Below are 15,414 nucleotides of genomic sequence, written 5' to 3'. Positions count from 1 at the left end.
GCTCGTGTGCGTGTGGGGGTCAGTCGAAGAGGGTGGCGATCCAGGCGAGTGGACGCGGCGGCTTGGGCGGCGGGGCGGTCATGTCGGCGGTGATCCGCGGGATCGCCATGGTGTGACGCCCGTCGGACTCGTGCCAAGCGCGCTCGGCGTCGATCAGCTCGGCCAGCTCGACCCGCGGCAGGAAGACACCGTGCCCATCGGGGCACTGCTGGACCACCACGCGGCCGACGCCGCGCTCCACCATCCCTGCGCCGCACCGGGGGCAGGCCATCGACTCCGCATCCATGGGGTGAACCTACTCCCCTGATGCCCCGTTGTGAGCAGGTCGCTCCATGTGGCGTCGCAGGTTCTTTGCCACGATGGCTGCATGACCCCCTTCGCCCACCGCGGCGGCGCCCGGCACCCTGATCTCGAGGGCCTGGAGAACACCCTGGCGGCGTTCCGCCATGCGGTGGCGCTCGGCTACCGGCACCTCGAGACCGACGTCCACGTGACCCGCGACGGCGTGCTGCTCGCCTTCCACGACGCACGGCTGGACCGCGTCACCGACCTGACCGGGGCCATCGCCGACCTGACGTACGACGAGGTGCGCGCGGCGCGGGTGGGCGGCAGCGAGCCGGTGCCCACGCTGGAGGAGCTGGTTGCGGCTTTTCCCGGGGCGAGCTTCAACATCGACATCAAGTCGCGTCGTGCAGCGGCCCCGCTCGCGCGGTTCATCGTCGAGCGCGGTCTCCAGGAGCGTGTGATGGTCGGTTCCTTCTCCCCCGCCGCGCTCCGCGAGTTCCGGCGGGTGGCGGGGCCGGAGGTGCCCACGTCGGCGCACCCCGTCGAGGTCGCGGCCTTTCTCCTGGCGCCCACGGGTCACCTGGCACGTCGGCTGACCGGAGGCCGCCCGCAGGCGCTGCAGGTGCCGGTGCGCCACGGCCGGGTGCTCGTGGTGACCCGCCGCTTCGTCGAGAAGGCGCACGAGGCGGGTGTCGAGGTGCACGTCTGGACGGTCGACGACGCCGAGGAGATCCGCCGGCTGCACCACCTTGGCGTCGACGGCATCTTCACAGACCGCACCGACGTCCTGCGTGACACCCTGACCGAGCTGGGCCTGTGGACGACCGAGGAGGACTCATGAGCGGGATCGCCGACCTCCGCCCCCTTGCACGCCGTCGCGAGCAGCGCGCCTGGTACTGGTACGACTGGGCCAACAGTGCCTTCGTCACGACGGTGCAGACGGTGCTCTTCGCGCCGTACCTCATCGCGGTGGCGGAGAAGGCCGCTTGTGGCTACACGAGTGACGACGGGCGTGACTGCGCGCGGGACCTCGCGGTGCTCGGGCTGCACATCGCTCCGGGCGCGCTGCCGTCGTACATCGTCACGTTCTCCACGCTCCTCGGCGCGGTCCTGCTCCCGCTGATCGGCGCGATCGCCGACAGGACCGCCCGGAAGAAGCGCCTGCTCGGAGGATTCACCTGGGTCGGGTCGGCGGCCGGTGCACTGCTCTTCTTCGTCGAGGGCACGGACTGGCAGATCGGTGCGCTCGCCATGATCGTGGCGAACATCTGCCTCGGTGCGGCGATCACGGTCAACGACGCCTTCCTCCCCCTGATCGCCGAGGAGGACGACCGCGACCGGGTGAGCTCACGCGGCTGGGCGTGGGGATATCTCGGTGGTGGGCTCCTGCTCGCCGTGAACCTCGCCATGGTCCTGCTGCACGACACGTTCGGGCTCTCGGAGTCCATGGCCGTCCGGCTCTCGATGCTCTCCGCGGCGGTGTGGTGGGCGGCGTTCACGATCATCCCGATGCGGGGCCTGAGCGATCATCCGCCCGTGCACGAGGTCGCTGCCGGTGGCGGCGTCATCCAGGCGAGCTTCGGCCAGCTCTGGGTCACCCTGAAGGAGCTGCGCCGCTATCCGATGGCGCTGCTGTTCCTGATTGCCTACCTGTTCTTCAACGACGGCATCCAGACGGTCGTGTACGCCGCCTCGACGTACGGCCAGGAGGAGCTCGGCTTCGCCACCTCGGTGCTCATCGGCACGATCCTGATGGTGCAGTTCGTTGCGTTCTTCGGCGCGTTGCTCTTCGGACGACTGGCCGCGTCGATGGGCGCGAAGAAGGTCATCCTCGGCGGGCTCGTGGTCTGGATGGTGATCGTGACGGTCGCGCTGGTGCTGCCCGAGAAGGCGCTGGTTCCCTTCCTGGCGCTCGGTGTGGCGATCGGGCTCGTGCTCGGAGGCACGCAGGCGCTGGCGCGCTCCTACTTCTCGTTGCTGATCCCCCGCGGCCGCGAGGGTGAGTTCTTCAGCTTCTATCACGCGATGGACCGCGGCACGTCGTGGTTCGGCACGCTCACCTTCGGTCTGGTCTACCAGCTGACCGGTTCCTACCGGCCCGCGATCTTTGCGCTCATCGCGTTCTTCGTGCTCGGCGGCGCCCTCCTGGCCCGGGTCGACACGGCGCGCGGGATGCGGGACGCTGGCAACGTCTGAACCGTCGCGCAGGGGCGGGAATCCTTGCCCCTGCCCGTACGTTTGATGACAGCGACACCAACTGGTGTCCGTTGCTCGCGTCATGGTGACCACACCCGTCCGTCCCATCTGCGAGAGACACCAATCCACCCGACGTCATCCGGAGGTAGCAATGGCAGAGCGCACACTGCGTGGGGCTCGTCTCGGAGGCCAGAGCTTCGAGGACGAGCGCGGGATCGAGTTCGCTGCGCGGCAGCAGGTCGGTTACAACTGCCCGCAGGGGCACTTCTTCGAGATCACCATGTCGGTCGAGGCGGACATCCCGGCCCAGTGGGAGTGCCCGCGCTGCGGCACCGTCGCGCTGAGCGCCGCCGGCATCCTGCCCGAGGCGAAGGCCGAGAAGCCGGTCCGCACGCACTGGGACATGCTGCTCGAGCGCCGCTCCGTCGAGGAGCTCGAGGACATCCTCACCGAGCGCCTCGAGCTGCTGCGCGGTGGCGAGATCGGCCCGGCCCACCTGCACCGCCCGAGCAAGGCCAAGAAGAAGGCCAACGCCTGACGCTGGCTGACTCAGTCGTCGACGACCTCGCCCTGGACCACATCACCGTGGCCCTCGGGGCGGGGTCGTCGCTCATTTCCGCCGAAGGCGGGTCCACCGGTCAGCGGACCAGCGGGCATGGCGACAAGTCGTGCGGCAACGAAGCGGGTCAGGGCGCCCCGCGCGATCGGACGGGTGAACGGCAGGATGCAGAGGAAGCCGAGGATGTCGGAGAGGAAGCCCGGCGTCAGCATGAGCACCCCGCCGACCAGGATCAGCATGCCGTCGGCGATCTCGCGCGCCGGCATGCGCCCCGAGGAGAACGCCGTGCCGAGGGCGGCCAGCGCGCGACGGCCCTCACGCTTGAGCAACCACGCGCCGAAGACGCTGTCGGCGATCAGCAGCAGGATCGTCCAGCCGACTCCGATGGTCTGACCGACCTTGACGATGACGATCAGCTCGAGCAGGGGTACGCCGATGAACAGGACGGCGAGGAACCAGCCGGGGACGCGGCGTACGGAGGTGGTCACTCCCTCAGCGTCGCATGCCGCGCAAGGCGCGGAAGAACTGGGCCCGGCGCTGCTTCAGGCCCCACCAGGTGATCCGCTGCAGCGACTCGATCGCGACGGCGCGGCTCATCTTGGAGTCACCGCGCTCGCGCTCGATGAACTCGATCGGCACCTCGCGCACCGTGAGGCCGGACTGGATGGTCCGCCAGGCCATGTCGGTCTGGAAGACGTAGCCCGTCACGTTGACGGTCGCGATGTCGATCTTCTCCAGCGTCGTACGCCGGAAGAGGCGGAAGCCCGCTGTCGAGTCGTGCACCTTGATGCCCAGGAGAAGGCGGACGTAGAGGTTGCCGAAGGCTGAGAGCAGGCGCCGGAAGAGCGGCCAGTTCACGACCGAGCCGCCCGGGATGTAGCGCGAGCCGATGACGAGATCTGCGTCGAGCAGCGCCGAGCGGAGGCGATAGAGCTGCTCCGGCTGGTGCGACCCGTCGGCGTCCATCTCGCCGATGACGTCGTAGCCCTGCGCGAGCGCGACCTGGAAACCATGCAGGTACGCCGCACCGAGGCCGGCCTTCTCCGTGCGGTGCACGACCTGGATCTGCCGGTCCTCCGCCGCGAGAGCGTCGGCGAGGGCGCCGGTGCCGTCGGGTGAGCCGTCGTCGACGATCATCACGTCGACCTCCGGCTCGGCGGCGCGGAGCCGGCCCACGATCCAGGCGATGTTCTCCGCCTCGTTGTACGTGGGAACGACCATGACGGTACCGCCGAGTCCGTCGTTCACGTCACTGCGTCCTTCGCTGTTCACGCCTTCGAAGATACGCGCGAGACGTGAACACGAGCCCAAGCAACGTCAACGCCACGGCGACAGGTCCGAGGACAGGTCCCACCCACACCGACGGTGGCCGGCTGTCGTACAGGCGGACCGGGCGGACCAGCACGTCCTTGGTGCGGGTCTGGGCGGTGTCGACCACGTTGCCGTCGGCGTCGATGAAGCCGGTACGCCCGTTGGTCGAGGCGACCGCGATGCTGCGACCGAGCTCCTTGGCTCGCACGCGCGTCATCGCGAACTGCTGGTCGATCTGCCGCGTGTTGATGAAGGTTGCGTTGGAGGTCTGGACGACGACGAGCTGCGCGCCGTTGCGCACCTCCGCCGCGAGGGGCTCCGTGAAGGCGATGTCGAAGCAGATCGCGTCCGCGACCTTGGTGCCGGCGATCGCCAGCGGCGTCGTGCGCGTCCCCGCCTCCATGTCGCGGCGGACCAGGCCGATGTCCTCCGTGAAGCGCTTGCCGAACAGGCCGCGCCACGGCACGAACTCACCGAACGGGACGGGGTGCGCCTTGACGTAGGTCTCCCCCGCGCCGGACAAGGGGTCCATCACGATGCCCTGGTTGATCACGCGTGAGCTGTCGCGGGGGTCGTCGGAGATGGCACCGATCAGCACCGGACGTCCGATGTGGGCCACCGCCCGGGTGACGTCGCGGCGGACCCGCGGGTCGATCGCCGGGTCGACGGCGGTGGAGTTCTCGGGCCACACGACGAAGTCCGGCGCGGGCTCGCGACCGTCCGCGACGTCGTGGGCGAGTCGAACGGTCAGGTCGGAGTGCGACCGCGTCACCTGGTAGTGGTACGTCGCCACGAGCGTGCCGTCGCCCGGCACATCGCCCTGGACCAGCGCCACGGTCGTGCTGCCTGTGCTGTGGCGAGGCGGCTGCACCCACGCAGGTACGGCGAGCAGCACCACGAAGCCGACCACGACCAGGGTGGCGGTGCGTCCCCGTCCCTCGGTGAGCAGCCAGGCCAGACCGGCACCCAGCCCGGCGACCACGAGGCTCGCACCGGGAACGCCGACCCACGGAAGCCACGCCGCCACGGGGGTGTCGATCACGCCGAGGCCGAGGTCGCCCCACGTGAACCCGCCGAACGGCAGGTGACCGCGGACCGTCTCCCCCGCGAGCCACGCGACGGCGTACCAGAGCGGCCAGCGGCGCAGCTCACCGAGCCGCGCCAGGACGACGCCGAGCACGACCAGGAACGCCGTCTGGAGCACGGTGATGGAGATCCACGCGTCGGTGCCCAGCGTGCGCATCCAGATCAGGTGCATCCCGAAGAAGCCCAGACCGTAGGCGCCGCCAGCGGCCGCGGCGCGAATCGGGGTCGCGCCGCGGACCGCGAGGAAGTAGGCGGCAAGCCCGACCGGCATCAGCCAGGCCCATGTCACCGGCTCGAAGGCCAGTGCGGTGATCACACCAGCCGTCGTGGCGACGAGGAGGCGGGTGGGCACGGCGGCTAGGTTACCGGCGTGCCCGCACCCCTCCCTCCGCAGGCGAAGGAATGGGCCGACCCTTCGGGCCCACCCGGAGCGCCGCTGGCTGCTGTGCCCGGGAAGTTGTCTAGGGAGTCGGGTTCCTGCGCGTCTGCCCCCGAAGCGGGTCCCCGACTGGCGGACAACGCACTCGTTCGGAACTGGTGGGACCCGAGGAGTACGGCGCCTTCCGGCCGGTTCGACCGCGACGGCTGCGCGGGCGGACTGCCCGAATGTGCTGGTTTCCGGCGCTGATGTCAACCCTCATCTGACCAGCGACAACGCCCGTTCCTGCAGGTCAGGGACGGGTCCTCGTCACCGTTCATTTCCCGGGATTTTCCCGGGCTCCGGCGTGTCGGTGGACGACACGCCGCCGCCGTCCGCGGGGTCCTCAGGCGGTCGCTGCCGCGGCTCCGGCGTTGCTGGACCAGACGCGTTCTGCCCATGCCGCCATCGCGCCCACAGCCTCGATGGCCTCCGGCACGACCGAGGCCGCCTGGAAGACATGGACCTGGCCGGGCCAGACGTGCAGGTCCGTCGGGACGCCGGCGTCCTCGAGCAGGTCGGCGAACCGGGCGACCTGGCGATACAGGGCCTCGCTCGAGCTCACCTGCAGCAGGACGGGCGGGAGTGTCGCGAGGTCGCAGTCGACGGGCGTGTGGACGGAGCCCGGCGCTCCCCCGACCACGCGGCCGAAGGTCCTCAACGCGCGGGGACCGAACACGTGGTCACCGCGGCGCGTGCGGCCGATCGGCGTACGGATGAAGTCGAAGTCGATGAGCGGGGACATGGCGACGAGTGCGCGCGGCATCGGGAGCCCGGCTTCGCGGGCTGCGTCGGCGACGGTGAATGTCAGGAACCCACCGGCGGAGTCGCCCATGAAGACGATCTCGTCGGGGGCGACGCCCTGGCCGAGCAGGTGCCGGTACGCCGCGAGGCCGTCCGCCGTGGACTGGGTGACGGAGTGCTTGGGGTACTGGCGGTACTCGACTGAGGTCAGCGTCGCTCCGGTTGCGGCGGCGATGCGCGACAGCAGACCGCCGTGGAGGTGCCAGCCGCCGACGAGGAACGCCCCGCCGTGGAAGTACAGGATGTGCCGACCGGGGCGGGCCGAGGAGTGGCGCACGACGCGGGCGCGGATCGCGCCGATCCGGGTCTGGCCGAACGACGTGCCGGGCGCCTTGCGCTGCAGCTGGCCGAGCTGGTCGACGACCCCATAGGGCCACGGGAGCGACGGCGCCGTGGCCCAGGCCTCGATCACCAGGCGCGCGCTGCTGCGCAGCACCAGGCCGAGGACCTGGGACTGGACGGAACCGCCGCCGAAATCGGTGCGCATGGGTGTGACGGTATACACACGGGAGACCGGAGGTCGCCATTTCGGCATGATTCTCTGGACAGATGGTTAGAAGTAGCCATGTCGGCGCCGTCCGGCAGAATCATCCGGGTGACCCAGCGCCTGATGCTCCTTGACACCGCGTCGCTCTACTTCCGTGCCTACTTCGGCGTTCCGGACTCCATGCGGGCGCCCGACGGCACGCCCGTCAACGCGGTCCGCGGCCTGCTCGACTACATCAGCCGCCTCGTGGAGGAGTACTCCCCCACCCATCTGGTCTGCTGCTGGGACAACGACTGGCGGCCGCAGTGGCGGGTCGACCTGATCCCTTCGTACAAGGGACACCGGGTCGTCGAGGAGCGCGATCTCGGACCGGACGTGGAGGAGGTCCCGGACCCGCTCCAGGTCCAGGTGCCGGTGATCCGCGACGTCCTCGCGGCCTACGGCATCGCAGTGGTCGGTGCCGACGGCTACGAGGCCGATGACGTCATCGGCACCCTCGCGACGGGCGCCGGCATGCCCGTCGACATCGTCACCGGCGACCGTGACCTGTTCCAGCTCGTCGACGACGCGGCTGGCGTCCGGGTGCTCTACGTGGGTCGCGGGGTCAGCCGTCACGACCGCGTCGACGAGGCCTGGGTGCGGGAGAAGTACGCCGTCGAGGCCCGCCAGTACGCCGACTTCGCCACGCTGCGCGGCGACGCGTCGGACGGACTTCCGGGAGTCAAGGGGGTCGGCGAGAAGACGGCGGCCACGCTGCTGCAGCGCTTCGCGGACATCCCTGCGCTCGTGGCGGCGGTCGACGACCCGACCAGCGACCTCGCGCCCGGCCCGCGTGCGAAGCTCCGTGACGCGGAGGCCTATCTGGCCGTCGCGCCGACGGTCGTGGCGGTCGCGCGCGACATCGACCTCGGGCTGCCGGACACCGCGCTTCCCGCCGGCCCCCTGCATCCGGACGTGCTCGACGGGCTGGTTGCCCAGTGGGGCCTGGGCACCTCCACGACCCGGCTCAGCGAGACGCTGGCCCGCGTTACAGGGATTTAATTCCATTCGGTAATAACCGAAACGCCGGGTTCCTACGGTCAGGGCCACGAGAGCACATCCGTGCTTCACCGAGTGGTCCTACCGAGAGGTCTTACCAAGGTGTTCAAATCCCGCAACCGCATGCTGTCCGTGACGGCTGCCGCGCTGACGACGGGGCTCATCCTGTCCAGCTGCGGTGGCGCCACCACCAAGGACGCGGCTCCCACCGCCGCGCCCAAGTCTTGTGTCGACACCTCGGGCGACACCGTCAAGCTCGGCTTCCTCAACTCACTCACCGGCGGCATGGCGATCTCGGAGAAGACCGTCTCCAAGACGCTGCACATGGCAGCCGACGAGATCAATGCTTCGGGCGGCATCCTCGGCAAGAAGATCGTCCCGATCCAGGAGGACGGCGCCACGGACTGGCCGACCTTCGCCGAGAAGGAGGAAAAGCTCCTCACGAAGGACTGCGTCGCGGCCACCTTCGGCGGCTGGACGTCCTCCTCCCGCAAGGCCGTCAAGCCGGTCGTCGAGAAGTACAACGGCCTCTTCTTCTACCCGGTGCAGTACGAGGGCCTGGAGTCGTCGAAGAACATCTACTACACGGGCGCCACGACCAACCAGCAGATCATCCCGGCCATGGACTTCCTCAAGGCCCAGGGTGTCAAGACGCTGTTCCTCGCCGGCTCCGACTACGTGTTCCCGCGCACCGCCAACGCGATCATCAAGCTGTACGCCGCCAAGCTCGGCATCAAGATCGTCGGCGAGGAGTACGTCCCGCTCGACAAGGCCGACTGGACCACGCAGGTGGCGAAGATCGTCAAGGCCAAGCCTGACTTCGTCTTCAACACCATCAACGGCTCGTCGAACGTCGGCTTCGTCAAGGCCTACTACGACGCCGGCCTGTCCCCGAAGACGACGCCCATCATCTCGGTCTCGATCGCCGAGGAGGAGGCGCCCGCCATGGGCCACGACGTCTCGGGCAACTACGCCTCGTGGAACTACTTCGAGTCGATCAAGTCGCCCGCCAACGCGAAGTTCATCGCGGACTGGAAGAAGTACCCGGGCAACTCCGGTGTCACGTCCGACCCGATGGAGGCGGCGTACGACTCGCTGTACCTCTACAAGGAGCTCGTGGAGAAGGCGGGTTCGTTCGACGTCGACAAGATCAACGCGGCGGCGAAGAAGTACAAGATCACCTTCAACGCCCCCGAGGGTCTGATCACCCTCGACGGCGAGAACCACCACATCTCCAAGGTCGCCAACATCGGTCAGATCCAGCCCGACAACCAGTTCAAGATCGTCTGGTCCTCGGGTACGCCGATTGCTCCGGACCCGTACCTCAAGGGCTACGACTGGTTCCCGGCCGCGACGCGCGACGCGCTCGTCAAGGCTGCCGGCTGATCCTGCACCACCCCGGAGGGGGCCCCGCGTCTTCAGGCGCGGGGCCCCGCTCCCCCGGCTCTCATCACGCACCACATCGACGCTCTGAACGAACGTCACGGAAGGTCCCCGCGTGGATTCCTTGATCGCTCCCTTTCTCAACGGCACCGCAGACGGTGCGCTCCTGCTCATTGCGGCGCTGGGCCTGGCCCTGACCTTCGGGCAGATGGGCGTCATCAACATGGCGCACGGCGAGTTCCTGCTCGCCGGGGCCCTGACGGCGTACGTCACGCAGCAGGTGATCGCCAGCACCGATCTCTCGATCCTCCTCGCGCTCCCGATCGCATTCGTCGTCGCAGGGGCGCTCGGCGTGGTCCTGGAGGCGACCGTCATCCGCTGGATGTACGAGCGGCCGCTCGACACGCTGCTCGCGACCGTCGGTGTCGCGATGATCCTGCGCCAGTTCGTGCTGGACGCCTTCCCGAGCCAGGGAGTCGGCGTGGTGACCCCTGACTGGCTCGACCACCAGATCGACGTGTTCGGCTACGCGTGGCCGCTGCGCCAGCTCTTCACGATCCTCCTTGCCGGCGCCTGCCTCAGCGCACTCGCGGCACTCCTGAAGTTCACGTCCTTCGGACGTCAGATCCGGGCGACGGTGCAGAACCGGGCGCTGGCCGAGACGCTCGGCGTCTCCACCCGCATGGTCGACCGGATCACCTTCTTCGTCGGTTCGGGGCTCGCGGGCGTTGCTGGTGTGGCCATCTCGCTGATCGCCGCGACCGACTCGACCCTCGGCACGAAGTACATCGTCGCGGCGTTCCTCGTCGTCGTGGCCGGCGGTCTCGGCCAGCTCAAGGGCACGATCATCGCCGCGTGGGTGGTCGGCGTGTCGACTGCCTTCTTCACCGACTGGACGACCGGCAGCATCGCCCAGGTGATCGTCTTCGTCCTGGTCGTGATCTTCCTGCAGGTCCGCCCGCAGGGCCTGTTCACCGTCCGGACCCGGGGGCTCGCATGACCACCAAGCTGAAGTCGTTCCTGCCGCTCCTCGGCATCGCCGCCCTGGCGATCGCGCTGCTCGTGGTGGCCCCCGCGGTCCTCAGCGACCTGCGTCTGAACAACCTGGCCAAGTACTGCTGCTGGGCCATGGTGGCTGTCGGCATCGGCCTGGCCTGGGGGCGCGGCGGCATGCTGGTCATGGGCCAGGGCGTGTTCTTCGCGCTCGGCGCCTACGCCATGGGCATGCACATGCAGCTCGAGTCCGTGGGTGACGGCGGCATCCCGACGTTCATGATCCTGTACGACCCGCTCGCCCCGCTCCCTGCCTTCTGGGAGCCGTTCCGCAGCGGCGCATTCACCATCGCGATGATCGTCGTGGCGCCCGTGGTGGTGGCGAGCATCCTCGGCTTCGCCATCTTCAAGCGCCGGGTCAAGGGCGCGTACTTCGCGATCCTGACCCAGGCACTGGCCGTCGCGCTGGCGACGCTGATCAGCGGCACCATCAAGTACACCGGTGGCGACACCGGGCTCTCCGGCTTCACCTCATTCTTCGGCTACACCCTCGACGACCCGCTCAACCGCAGGCTGATCTTCACGATCACCGCCACCTTGCTGGTCGGCTGCCTGGTGGTCGCCTGGCAGCTCTACCGGAGCCGCTTCGGCGAGCTGCTCGTTGCGACGCGTGACGCCGAGGAGCGGGTTCGCTTCCTCGGCTACGACCCGGCCAACATCAAGCTCGTCGCCTTCGTGGTCGCAGCGGTGATGGCGAGCATCGGCGGCGCGATGTTCGTGCCGATCGTCGGCATCATGGCGCCGAAGTCGATGGACGCCGCGGCGTCGATCTTCTTCATCGCCGGTGTCGCGCTGGGGGGTCGCGCTGCACTGTTCGGCCCGGTCCTCGGGGCGCTCGCGGTCGGCTACGGCCAGTCGACGTTGTCGGAGCAGTGGCCGGGCACGTGGATCTACGTGCTCGGGCTCCTCTTCATTGTCGTGACGATCGCTCTTCCCGGCGGGATCGCCTCCCTCGCCACGCGTGGTGCCGGGCTGCTGGCCCGGTTGCGCTCCTCCGACCGGAAGGCGGCCTCGGCATGACCGAACGACACCTGCACCCCGATGCACTCCTCGTGCGCGACCTCAGCGTCAGCTTCGACGGCTTCAAGGCGGTCTCCGGCGTCGACGTCTCGTTCGCGCCGGGCGAGCTGCACTTCCTGATCGGGCCCAACGGAGCCGGCAAGACCACGCTCGTCGACGCCCTGACCGGACTGGTCAAGGGCACCGGCTCCGCGTCGTACGGCGGCAAGGAGCTGCTCGGCCTGCGCTCGCACAAGATCGTGCGCGCCGGGGTCGGTCGCACGTTCCAGACCGCGACGGTGTTCGACCAGCTCACCGTGCTGCAGAACCTCGACATCGCTGCGGGTCTGCACCGGCCGGCGTGGCGGCTGGCATTCGCCCGACACGGCGTTCCCGCGGCAGTCGATGAGGCACTCGAGAAGATCGGCCTGTCCGACCTGCGGCACAAGCCCGCCGGCGTACTGGCCCACGGGCAGAAGCAGTGGCTGGAGATCGGCATGCTGCTGGTGCAGGACGCCCGGGTGATGTTCCTCGACGAGACGGTCGCGGGCATGAGCGCCGACGAGCGTGCCGAGACCGGTGAGCTGCTGAGGCGCATCGGGCGTGAGCGGACCATCGTGGTGATCGAGCACGACATGGACTTCGTGCGCAACCACGCGGACGTCGTGACGGTGATGCACGCAGGCAAGGTGCTCGCCGAGGGCAGCGTCGCGGAGATCCAGGCCAACGAGGCGGTCCAGGAGGTCTATCTGGGCCGGACGGCGAAGGGAAACGTCCATGCTTGAGCTGAAGTCGGTGACGGCCGGTTACGGCCGCACGATGGTGCTGGACGACGTCAGCATCACCATCCCCACGGGCAAGGCCGCATCGATCATGGGCCACAACGGCGCAGGCAAGACCACGCTGCTCCGGGTCGCCTGCGGGCTGCTCCCGGTCAAGCGGGGTCAGGTGCTGCTCGACGGCGAGGACGTGACAAAGCTGCGCCCGAGCGCCCGCGTACGCCGAGGACTGGGCTACGTGCCCCAGGGCCAGCTCTGCTTCCCGCAGATGACCACGCTCGAGAATCTCCACCTCGTCAGCACCGAGCGCGGCGCGGTGGACGGCGTACTGGACACGTTCCCGGCCCTGCGTGCCCAGCTCGGCCGGCGTGCCGGCCTGCTGTCCGGTGGGCAGCGCCAGCAGCTGTCGATCGCGCGCACGCTGCTGACCAGGCCGCGCCTGCTGATCCTCGACGAGCCCACCGAGGGGATCCAGCCCAACGTGGTGGAGGAGATCGAACAGGTGATCACCCGCCTCGCCGAACGCGGCGACCTGTCGGTGCTGCTCGTGGAGCAGCACGTGGGGTTCGCCCTGCGTGCCACGGACACGTACTACGTCCTCGAATCGGGCCGGATCACCTCCAGCGGCGAGGGTGGCGACGGTGCCGAGAGTGCGGTCCGCGCGGCGATGGCGGTCTGACGTGCACCTGACTCCGAGCGACACCGAGAAGCTGCTCCTCTCCGTGGCGGGCATGGTTGCCCGCGACCGGCTGGCGCGCGGCGTACGCCTCAACTACCCCGAAGCGGTGGCGTACCTGTCCACGTGGGTGATCGAGCGGGCCCGCGACGGACTGAAGGTCACCGATCTGATGGTCCTCGGGCGCGACGTCCTGACGCGCGACCAGGTGATGCCTGAGGTCGCCTCGATGCTGCGTGAGGTCCAGGTGGAAGCGACCTTCCCGGACGGCCGCAAGCTCGTGACGATCCACCAGCCGATCGCCTGAGGAGGCCCACATGTCCATCTCCACCACCGGGCCCGGAGCCCTTCGCATCGCCCACGGCAGGGTCGAGCTGAACGCCGGGCGTCCCCGGCGAACCCTCGTCCTGCTGAACACAGGTGACCGGCCGATCCAGATCGGCTCCCACCTGCACCTGCCCGACGCGAACAGCGCCCTCGAGTTCGACCGGGTCGCAGCCCAGGGGTTCCGCCTCGACATCCCGTCGGGCACGTCGCGGCGTTTCGAGCCGGGTGCATCGCGGGAGGTCGACATCGTCGCCCTCGGCGGGCCGGGGATCGTCCCGGGCATCCAGATCAAGGAGTCCTGAGTGGTTTTCGTGACCCGCGAGCAGTACGCCGCGCTCTATGGCCCGTCGGTCGGCGACCAGGTCCGGCTCGGTGACACCGACCTCTGGATCGAGGTCGAACAGGACCTCACGTTCGGCGGTGACGAGGCGGTCTTCGGCGGCGGGAAGTCGATCCGCGAGTCGATGGCCCAGGGCACGACGACCCGCGCCCAGGGCGCGCCAGACACGGTCATCACGAACGCATTGGTGCTCGACCACAGCGGCATCTTCAAGGCCGATGTCGGCATCCGTGACGGGCGGATCGTGGCGCTCGGGCGTGCCGGCAACCCGGACATCAGTGACGGCGTGCACCCGGACCTGAGGATCGGTCCGTCGACCGACGTGATCTCCGGCGAGGGTCGGATCCTGACGGCCGGGGCGATCGACGTGCACGTCCACTTCCTCTCGCGCTCCCAGCTCGTCGAAGCACTGGCAACGGGCGTCACGACCGTGGGTGGAGGAGGCACGGGGCCGTCGGAGGGGTCCAAGGCCACGACGGTGACACCGGGTGCATGGCACCTGCAGTCGGTGCACCGCGCCCTCGACTCGCTGCCCCTCAACATCCTGCTGATGGGAAAGGGCAACACGGTCTCCGCAGCTGGTCTTGCCGAGCAGGCGCTGGCGGGAGCGGCGGCGTACAAGGTGCACGAGGACTGGGGGTCGACGCCGGCAGCGATCGATGCGGCGCTCCGCGCCGCGGACGAGCACGGGCTGCAGGTCGCGCTCCACTCCGACAGCCTCAACGAGGCCGGCTACCTGGAGTCGACCGTGCGTGCGATCGGTGGGCGCTCGATCCACGCGTTCCACGCTGAAGGTGCCGGCGGTGGACACGCCCCGGACATCCTCGAGGTGGCCTCGCTTCCGCATGTCATCCCGGGATCGACGAACCCGACACTCCCCCACACCGTCAACACGGTCGCCGAACACCTCGACATGCTCATGGTCTGTCATCACCTCAACCCGCGGGTGCCCGAGGACCTCGCCTTCGCCGAGTCACGGATCCGTGCCACGACGATCGCGGCCGAGGACCTCCTCCACGACATGGGCGCACTCTCGATCACCTCCTCCGACGCCCAGGCGATGGGCCGGATCGGCGAGGTCGTGTGCCGCACCTGGCAGGTCGCGCACGTGATGAAGCATCGCCTCGGCCCCCTCGGTGGGCCCGCGGACAACCTCCGTGCCAAGCGGTACGTCGCGAAGTACACGATCAACCCGGCGATCGCCCACGGCATCTCCCACGAGGTCGGCTCCGTCGAGCAGGGCAAGCTGGCGGACCTGGTGCTGTGGGACCCGCGGTTCTTCGGCATCCGGCCCGAGGTCGTCATCAAGGGCGGCATGCTGGTCTGGGGTGCGCTCGGCGACCCGAACGCCTCGATCCCGACGCCGCAGCCCCAACTGATGCGGCACACACTCGTGGATCCCGCGGATGGTGCGGGGGCCGACCACGCGGTCACGTTCGTCGCCCCGTCGGCCCTTGAGGACGGTCTGGCCGACCGATTGGGGCTGCGGCGCCGTCTGGTCGGGGTCACGCCCACCCGAGACATCGGCAAGGCCGACATGGTCCACAACGACGCCCTGCCGCGTATCGACGTCGCCCCCGAGACCTTCGCGATCTCGATCGACGGCCAGCGTGTCGAGCCCCTGCCCGCCGAACGGCTGCCCCTCGCGCAGCTCTACACGATGTTCTGAGTCC

17 protein-coding genes are annotated in these 15,414 nt (G+C 69.1%); 12 read left to right on the top strand and 5 right to left on the bottom strand.

The genetic code is table 11. From position 1 onward, the window contains the following. Window positions 1-19: 19 nt before the first annotated feature. Window positions 20-286 carry a zf-TFIIB domain-containing protein gene (locus tag EPD65_RS11020; RefSeq protein ID WP_131584088.1) on the bottom strand — a complete coding sequence of 89 codons (267 nt, stop codon included), beginning with the start codon at window positions 284-286 and terminating at the stop codon, window positions 20-22. Between the two features lie 81 nt (window positions 287-367). On the opposite strand from EPD65_RS11020, the gene EPD65_RS11015 reads away from it, so the two are divergent. The 3 genes from EPD65_RS11015 to EPD65_RS11005 all read left to right on the top strand — a co-directional run bounded on the left by EPD65_RS11015 (window position 368) and on the right by EPD65_RS11005 (window position 3,019). Further along, window positions 368-1,126 (top strand): glycerophosphodiester phosphodiesterase family protein, encoded by a 759-nt coding sequence (locus tag EPD65_RS11015; RefSeq protein WP_131584086.1) that lies wholly within the window; start codon window positions 368-370, stop codon window positions 1,124-1,126. Beyond that, window positions 1,123-2,481: an MFS transporter gene (locus EPD65_RS11010; RefSeq protein ID WP_131584084.1), complete on the top strand. Its 1,359-nt coding sequence runs from the start codon at window positions 1,123-1,125 to the stop codon at window positions 2,479-2,481. Before EPD65_RS11015 ends, EPD65_RS11010 begins: the two co-directional genes overlap by 4 nt. A gap of 151 nt (window positions 2,482-2,632) precedes the next feature. Continuing rightward, a complete protein-coding gene (locus tag EPD65_RS11005) occupies window positions 2,633-3,019 on the top strand; it encodes an RNA polymerase-binding protein RbpA (protein ID WP_131584082.1) in 387 nt (128 codons plus the stop codon). Between the two features lie 11 nt (window positions 3,020-3,030). Here the strand turns inward: EPD65_RS11005 and EPD65_RS11000 are convergent, their stop codons facing one another. From EPD65_RS11000 to EPD65_RS10985, 4 genes are all read right to left on the bottom strand, one after another. Next, complete coding sequence (locus EPD65_RS11000) at window positions 3,031-3,528, bottom strand: FxsA family protein (protein WP_131584080.1); 498 nt, start codon at window positions 3,526-3,528, stop codon at window positions 3,031-3,033. Window positions 3,529-3,532: 4 nt separating this feature from the next. Next, entirely contained in the window at window positions 3,533-4,288 is a 756-nt protein-coding gene (locus tag EPD65_RS10995) for a polyprenol monophosphomannose synthase (RefSeq protein WP_243640551.1), read from the bottom strand. A 1-nt stretch (window position 4,289) separates the two neighbouring features. Continuing rightward, on the bottom strand, window positions 4,290-5,789 hold the full coding sequence (gene lnt, locus EPD65_RS10990) for an apolipoprotein N-acyltransferase (protein WP_131584078.1): 1,500 nt from the start codon (window positions 5,787-5,789) through the stop codon (window positions 4,290-4,292). A 412-nt stretch (window positions 5,790-6,201) separates the two neighbouring features. Next, the gene (locus EPD65_RS10985; protein ID WP_165872975.1) at window positions 6,202-7,146 is read right to left on the bottom strand and encodes an alpha/beta hydrolase; all 945 of its coding nucleotides are present in this window, start codon (window positions 7,144-7,146) and stop codon (window positions 6,202-6,204) included. A 108-nt stretch (window positions 7,147-7,254) separates the two neighbouring features. On the opposite strand from EPD65_RS10985, the gene EPD65_RS10980 reads away from it, so the two are divergent. From EPD65_RS10980 to EPD65_RS10945, 9 genes are all read left to right on the top strand, one after another. Further along, window positions 7,255-8,187: a 5'-3' exonuclease gene (locus EPD65_RS10980; protein WP_341539059.1), complete on the top strand. Its 933-nt coding sequence runs from the start codon at window positions 7,255-7,257 to the stop codon at window positions 8,185-8,187. 120 nt (window positions 8,188-8,307) lie between these two features. Beyond that, window positions 8,308-9,570, top strand: a complete 1,263-nt coding sequence (urtA, locus tag EPD65_RS10975) for an urea ABC transporter substrate-binding protein (protein WP_131584074.1) — start codon at window positions 8,308-8,310, stop codon at window positions 9,568-9,570. A 112-nt stretch (window positions 9,571-9,682) separates the two neighbouring features. Then, window positions 9,683-10,567 carry an urea ABC transporter permease subunit UrtB gene (gene urtB, locus EPD65_RS10970; RefSeq protein ID WP_131584072.1) on the top strand — a complete coding sequence of 295 codons (885 nt, stop codon included), beginning with the start codon at window positions 9,683-9,685 and terminating at the stop codon, window positions 10,565-10,567. After that, complete coding sequence (gene urtC, locus EPD65_RS10965; protein WP_131584070.1) at window positions 10,564-11,640, top strand: urea ABC transporter permease subunit UrtC; 1,077 nt, start codon at window positions 10,564-10,566, stop codon at window positions 11,638-11,640. Before urtB ends, urtC begins: the two co-directional genes overlap by 4 nt. Beyond that, complete coding sequence (urtD, locus tag EPD65_RS10960; protein WP_207891516.1) at window positions 11,637-12,404, top strand: urea ABC transporter ATP-binding protein UrtD; 768 nt, start codon at window positions 11,637-11,639, stop codon at window positions 12,402-12,404. The genes urtC and urtD overlap by 4 nt, the downstream gene beginning before the upstream one ends. Beyond that, the gene (locus EPD65_RS10955; RefSeq protein ID WP_131584068.1) at window positions 12,397-13,077 is read left to right on the top strand and encodes an ATP-binding cassette domain-containing protein; all 681 of its coding nucleotides are present in this window, start codon (window positions 12,397-12,399) and stop codon (window positions 13,075-13,077) included. The genes urtD and EPD65_RS10955 overlap by 8 nt, the downstream gene beginning before the upstream one ends. A gap of 1 nt (window position 13,078) precedes the next feature. Then, window positions 13,079-13,381 (top strand): urease subunit gamma, encoded by a 303-nt coding sequence (locus tag EPD65_RS10950; RefSeq protein ID WP_131584066.1) that lies wholly within the window; start codon window positions 13,079-13,081, stop codon window positions 13,379-13,381. 10 nt (window positions 13,382-13,391) lie between these two features. Next, entirely contained in the window at window positions 13,392-13,703 is a 312-nt protein-coding gene (gene ureB, locus EPD65_RS16450) for an urease subunit beta (RefSeq protein WP_207891515.1), read from the top strand. Next, on the top strand, window positions 13,704-15,410 hold the full coding sequence (locus tag EPD65_RS10945; RefSeq protein ID WP_207891514.1) for an urease subunit alpha: 1,707 nt from the start codon (window positions 13,704-13,706) through the stop codon (window positions 15,408-15,410). Window positions 15,411-15,414 lie beyond the last annotated feature (4 nt).

The organism is Nocardioides jejuensis (genome assembly GCF_004337475.1).
Taxonomy (GTDB): Bacteria; Actinomycetota; Actinomycetes; order Propionibacteriales; family Nocardioidaceae; genus Nocardioides; species Nocardioides jejuensis.
This window is presented reverse-complemented; position numbering and strand designations above follow the sequence as displayed.

What these genes read in the sequence shown, in the direction of transcription:
- EPD65_RS11020 (WP_131584088.1), bottom strand. Translation starts at nt 286, where the DNA reads ATGGATGCGGAGTCGATGGCCTGCCCCCGGTGCGGCGCAGGGATGGTG.
- ureB (WP_207891515.1), top strand. Translation starts at nt 13,392, where the DNA reads ATGTCCATCTCCACCACCGGGCCCGGAGCCCTTCGCATCGCCCACGGC.
- EPD65_RS11005 (WP_131584082.1), top strand. Translation starts at nt 2,633, where the DNA reads ATGGCAGAGCGCACACTGCGTGGGGCTCGTCTCGGAGGCCAGAGCTTC.
- urtC (WP_131584070.1), top strand. Translation starts at nt 10,564, where the DNA reads ATGACCACCAAGCTGAAGTCGTTCCTGCCGCTCCTCGGCATCGCCGCC.
- urtA (WP_131584074.1), top strand. Translation starts at nt 8,308, where the DNA reads ATGCTGTCCGTGACGGCTGCCGCGCTGACGACGGGGCTCATCCTGTCC.
- urtD (WP_207891516.1), top strand. Translation starts at nt 11,637, where the DNA reads ATGACCGAACGACACCTGCACCCCGATGCACTCCTCGTGCGCGACCTC.
- EPD65_RS10955 (WP_131584068.1), top strand. Translation starts at nt 12,397, where the DNA reads ATGCTTGAGCTGAAGTCGGTGACGGCCGGTTACGGCCGCACGATGGTG.
- EPD65_RS11015 (WP_131584086.1), top strand. Translation starts at nt 368, where the DNA reads ATGACCCCCTTCGCCCACCGCGGCGGCGCCCGGCACCCTGATCTCGAG.
- EPD65_RS10985 (WP_165872975.1), bottom strand. Translation starts at nt 7,146, where the DNA reads ATGCGCACCGATTTCGGCGGCGGTTCCGTCCAGTCCCAGGTCCTCGGC.
- EPD65_RS11010 (WP_131584084.1), top strand. Translation starts at nt 1,123, where the DNA reads ATGAGCGGGATCGCCGACCTCCGCCCCCTTGCACGCCGTCGCGAGCAG.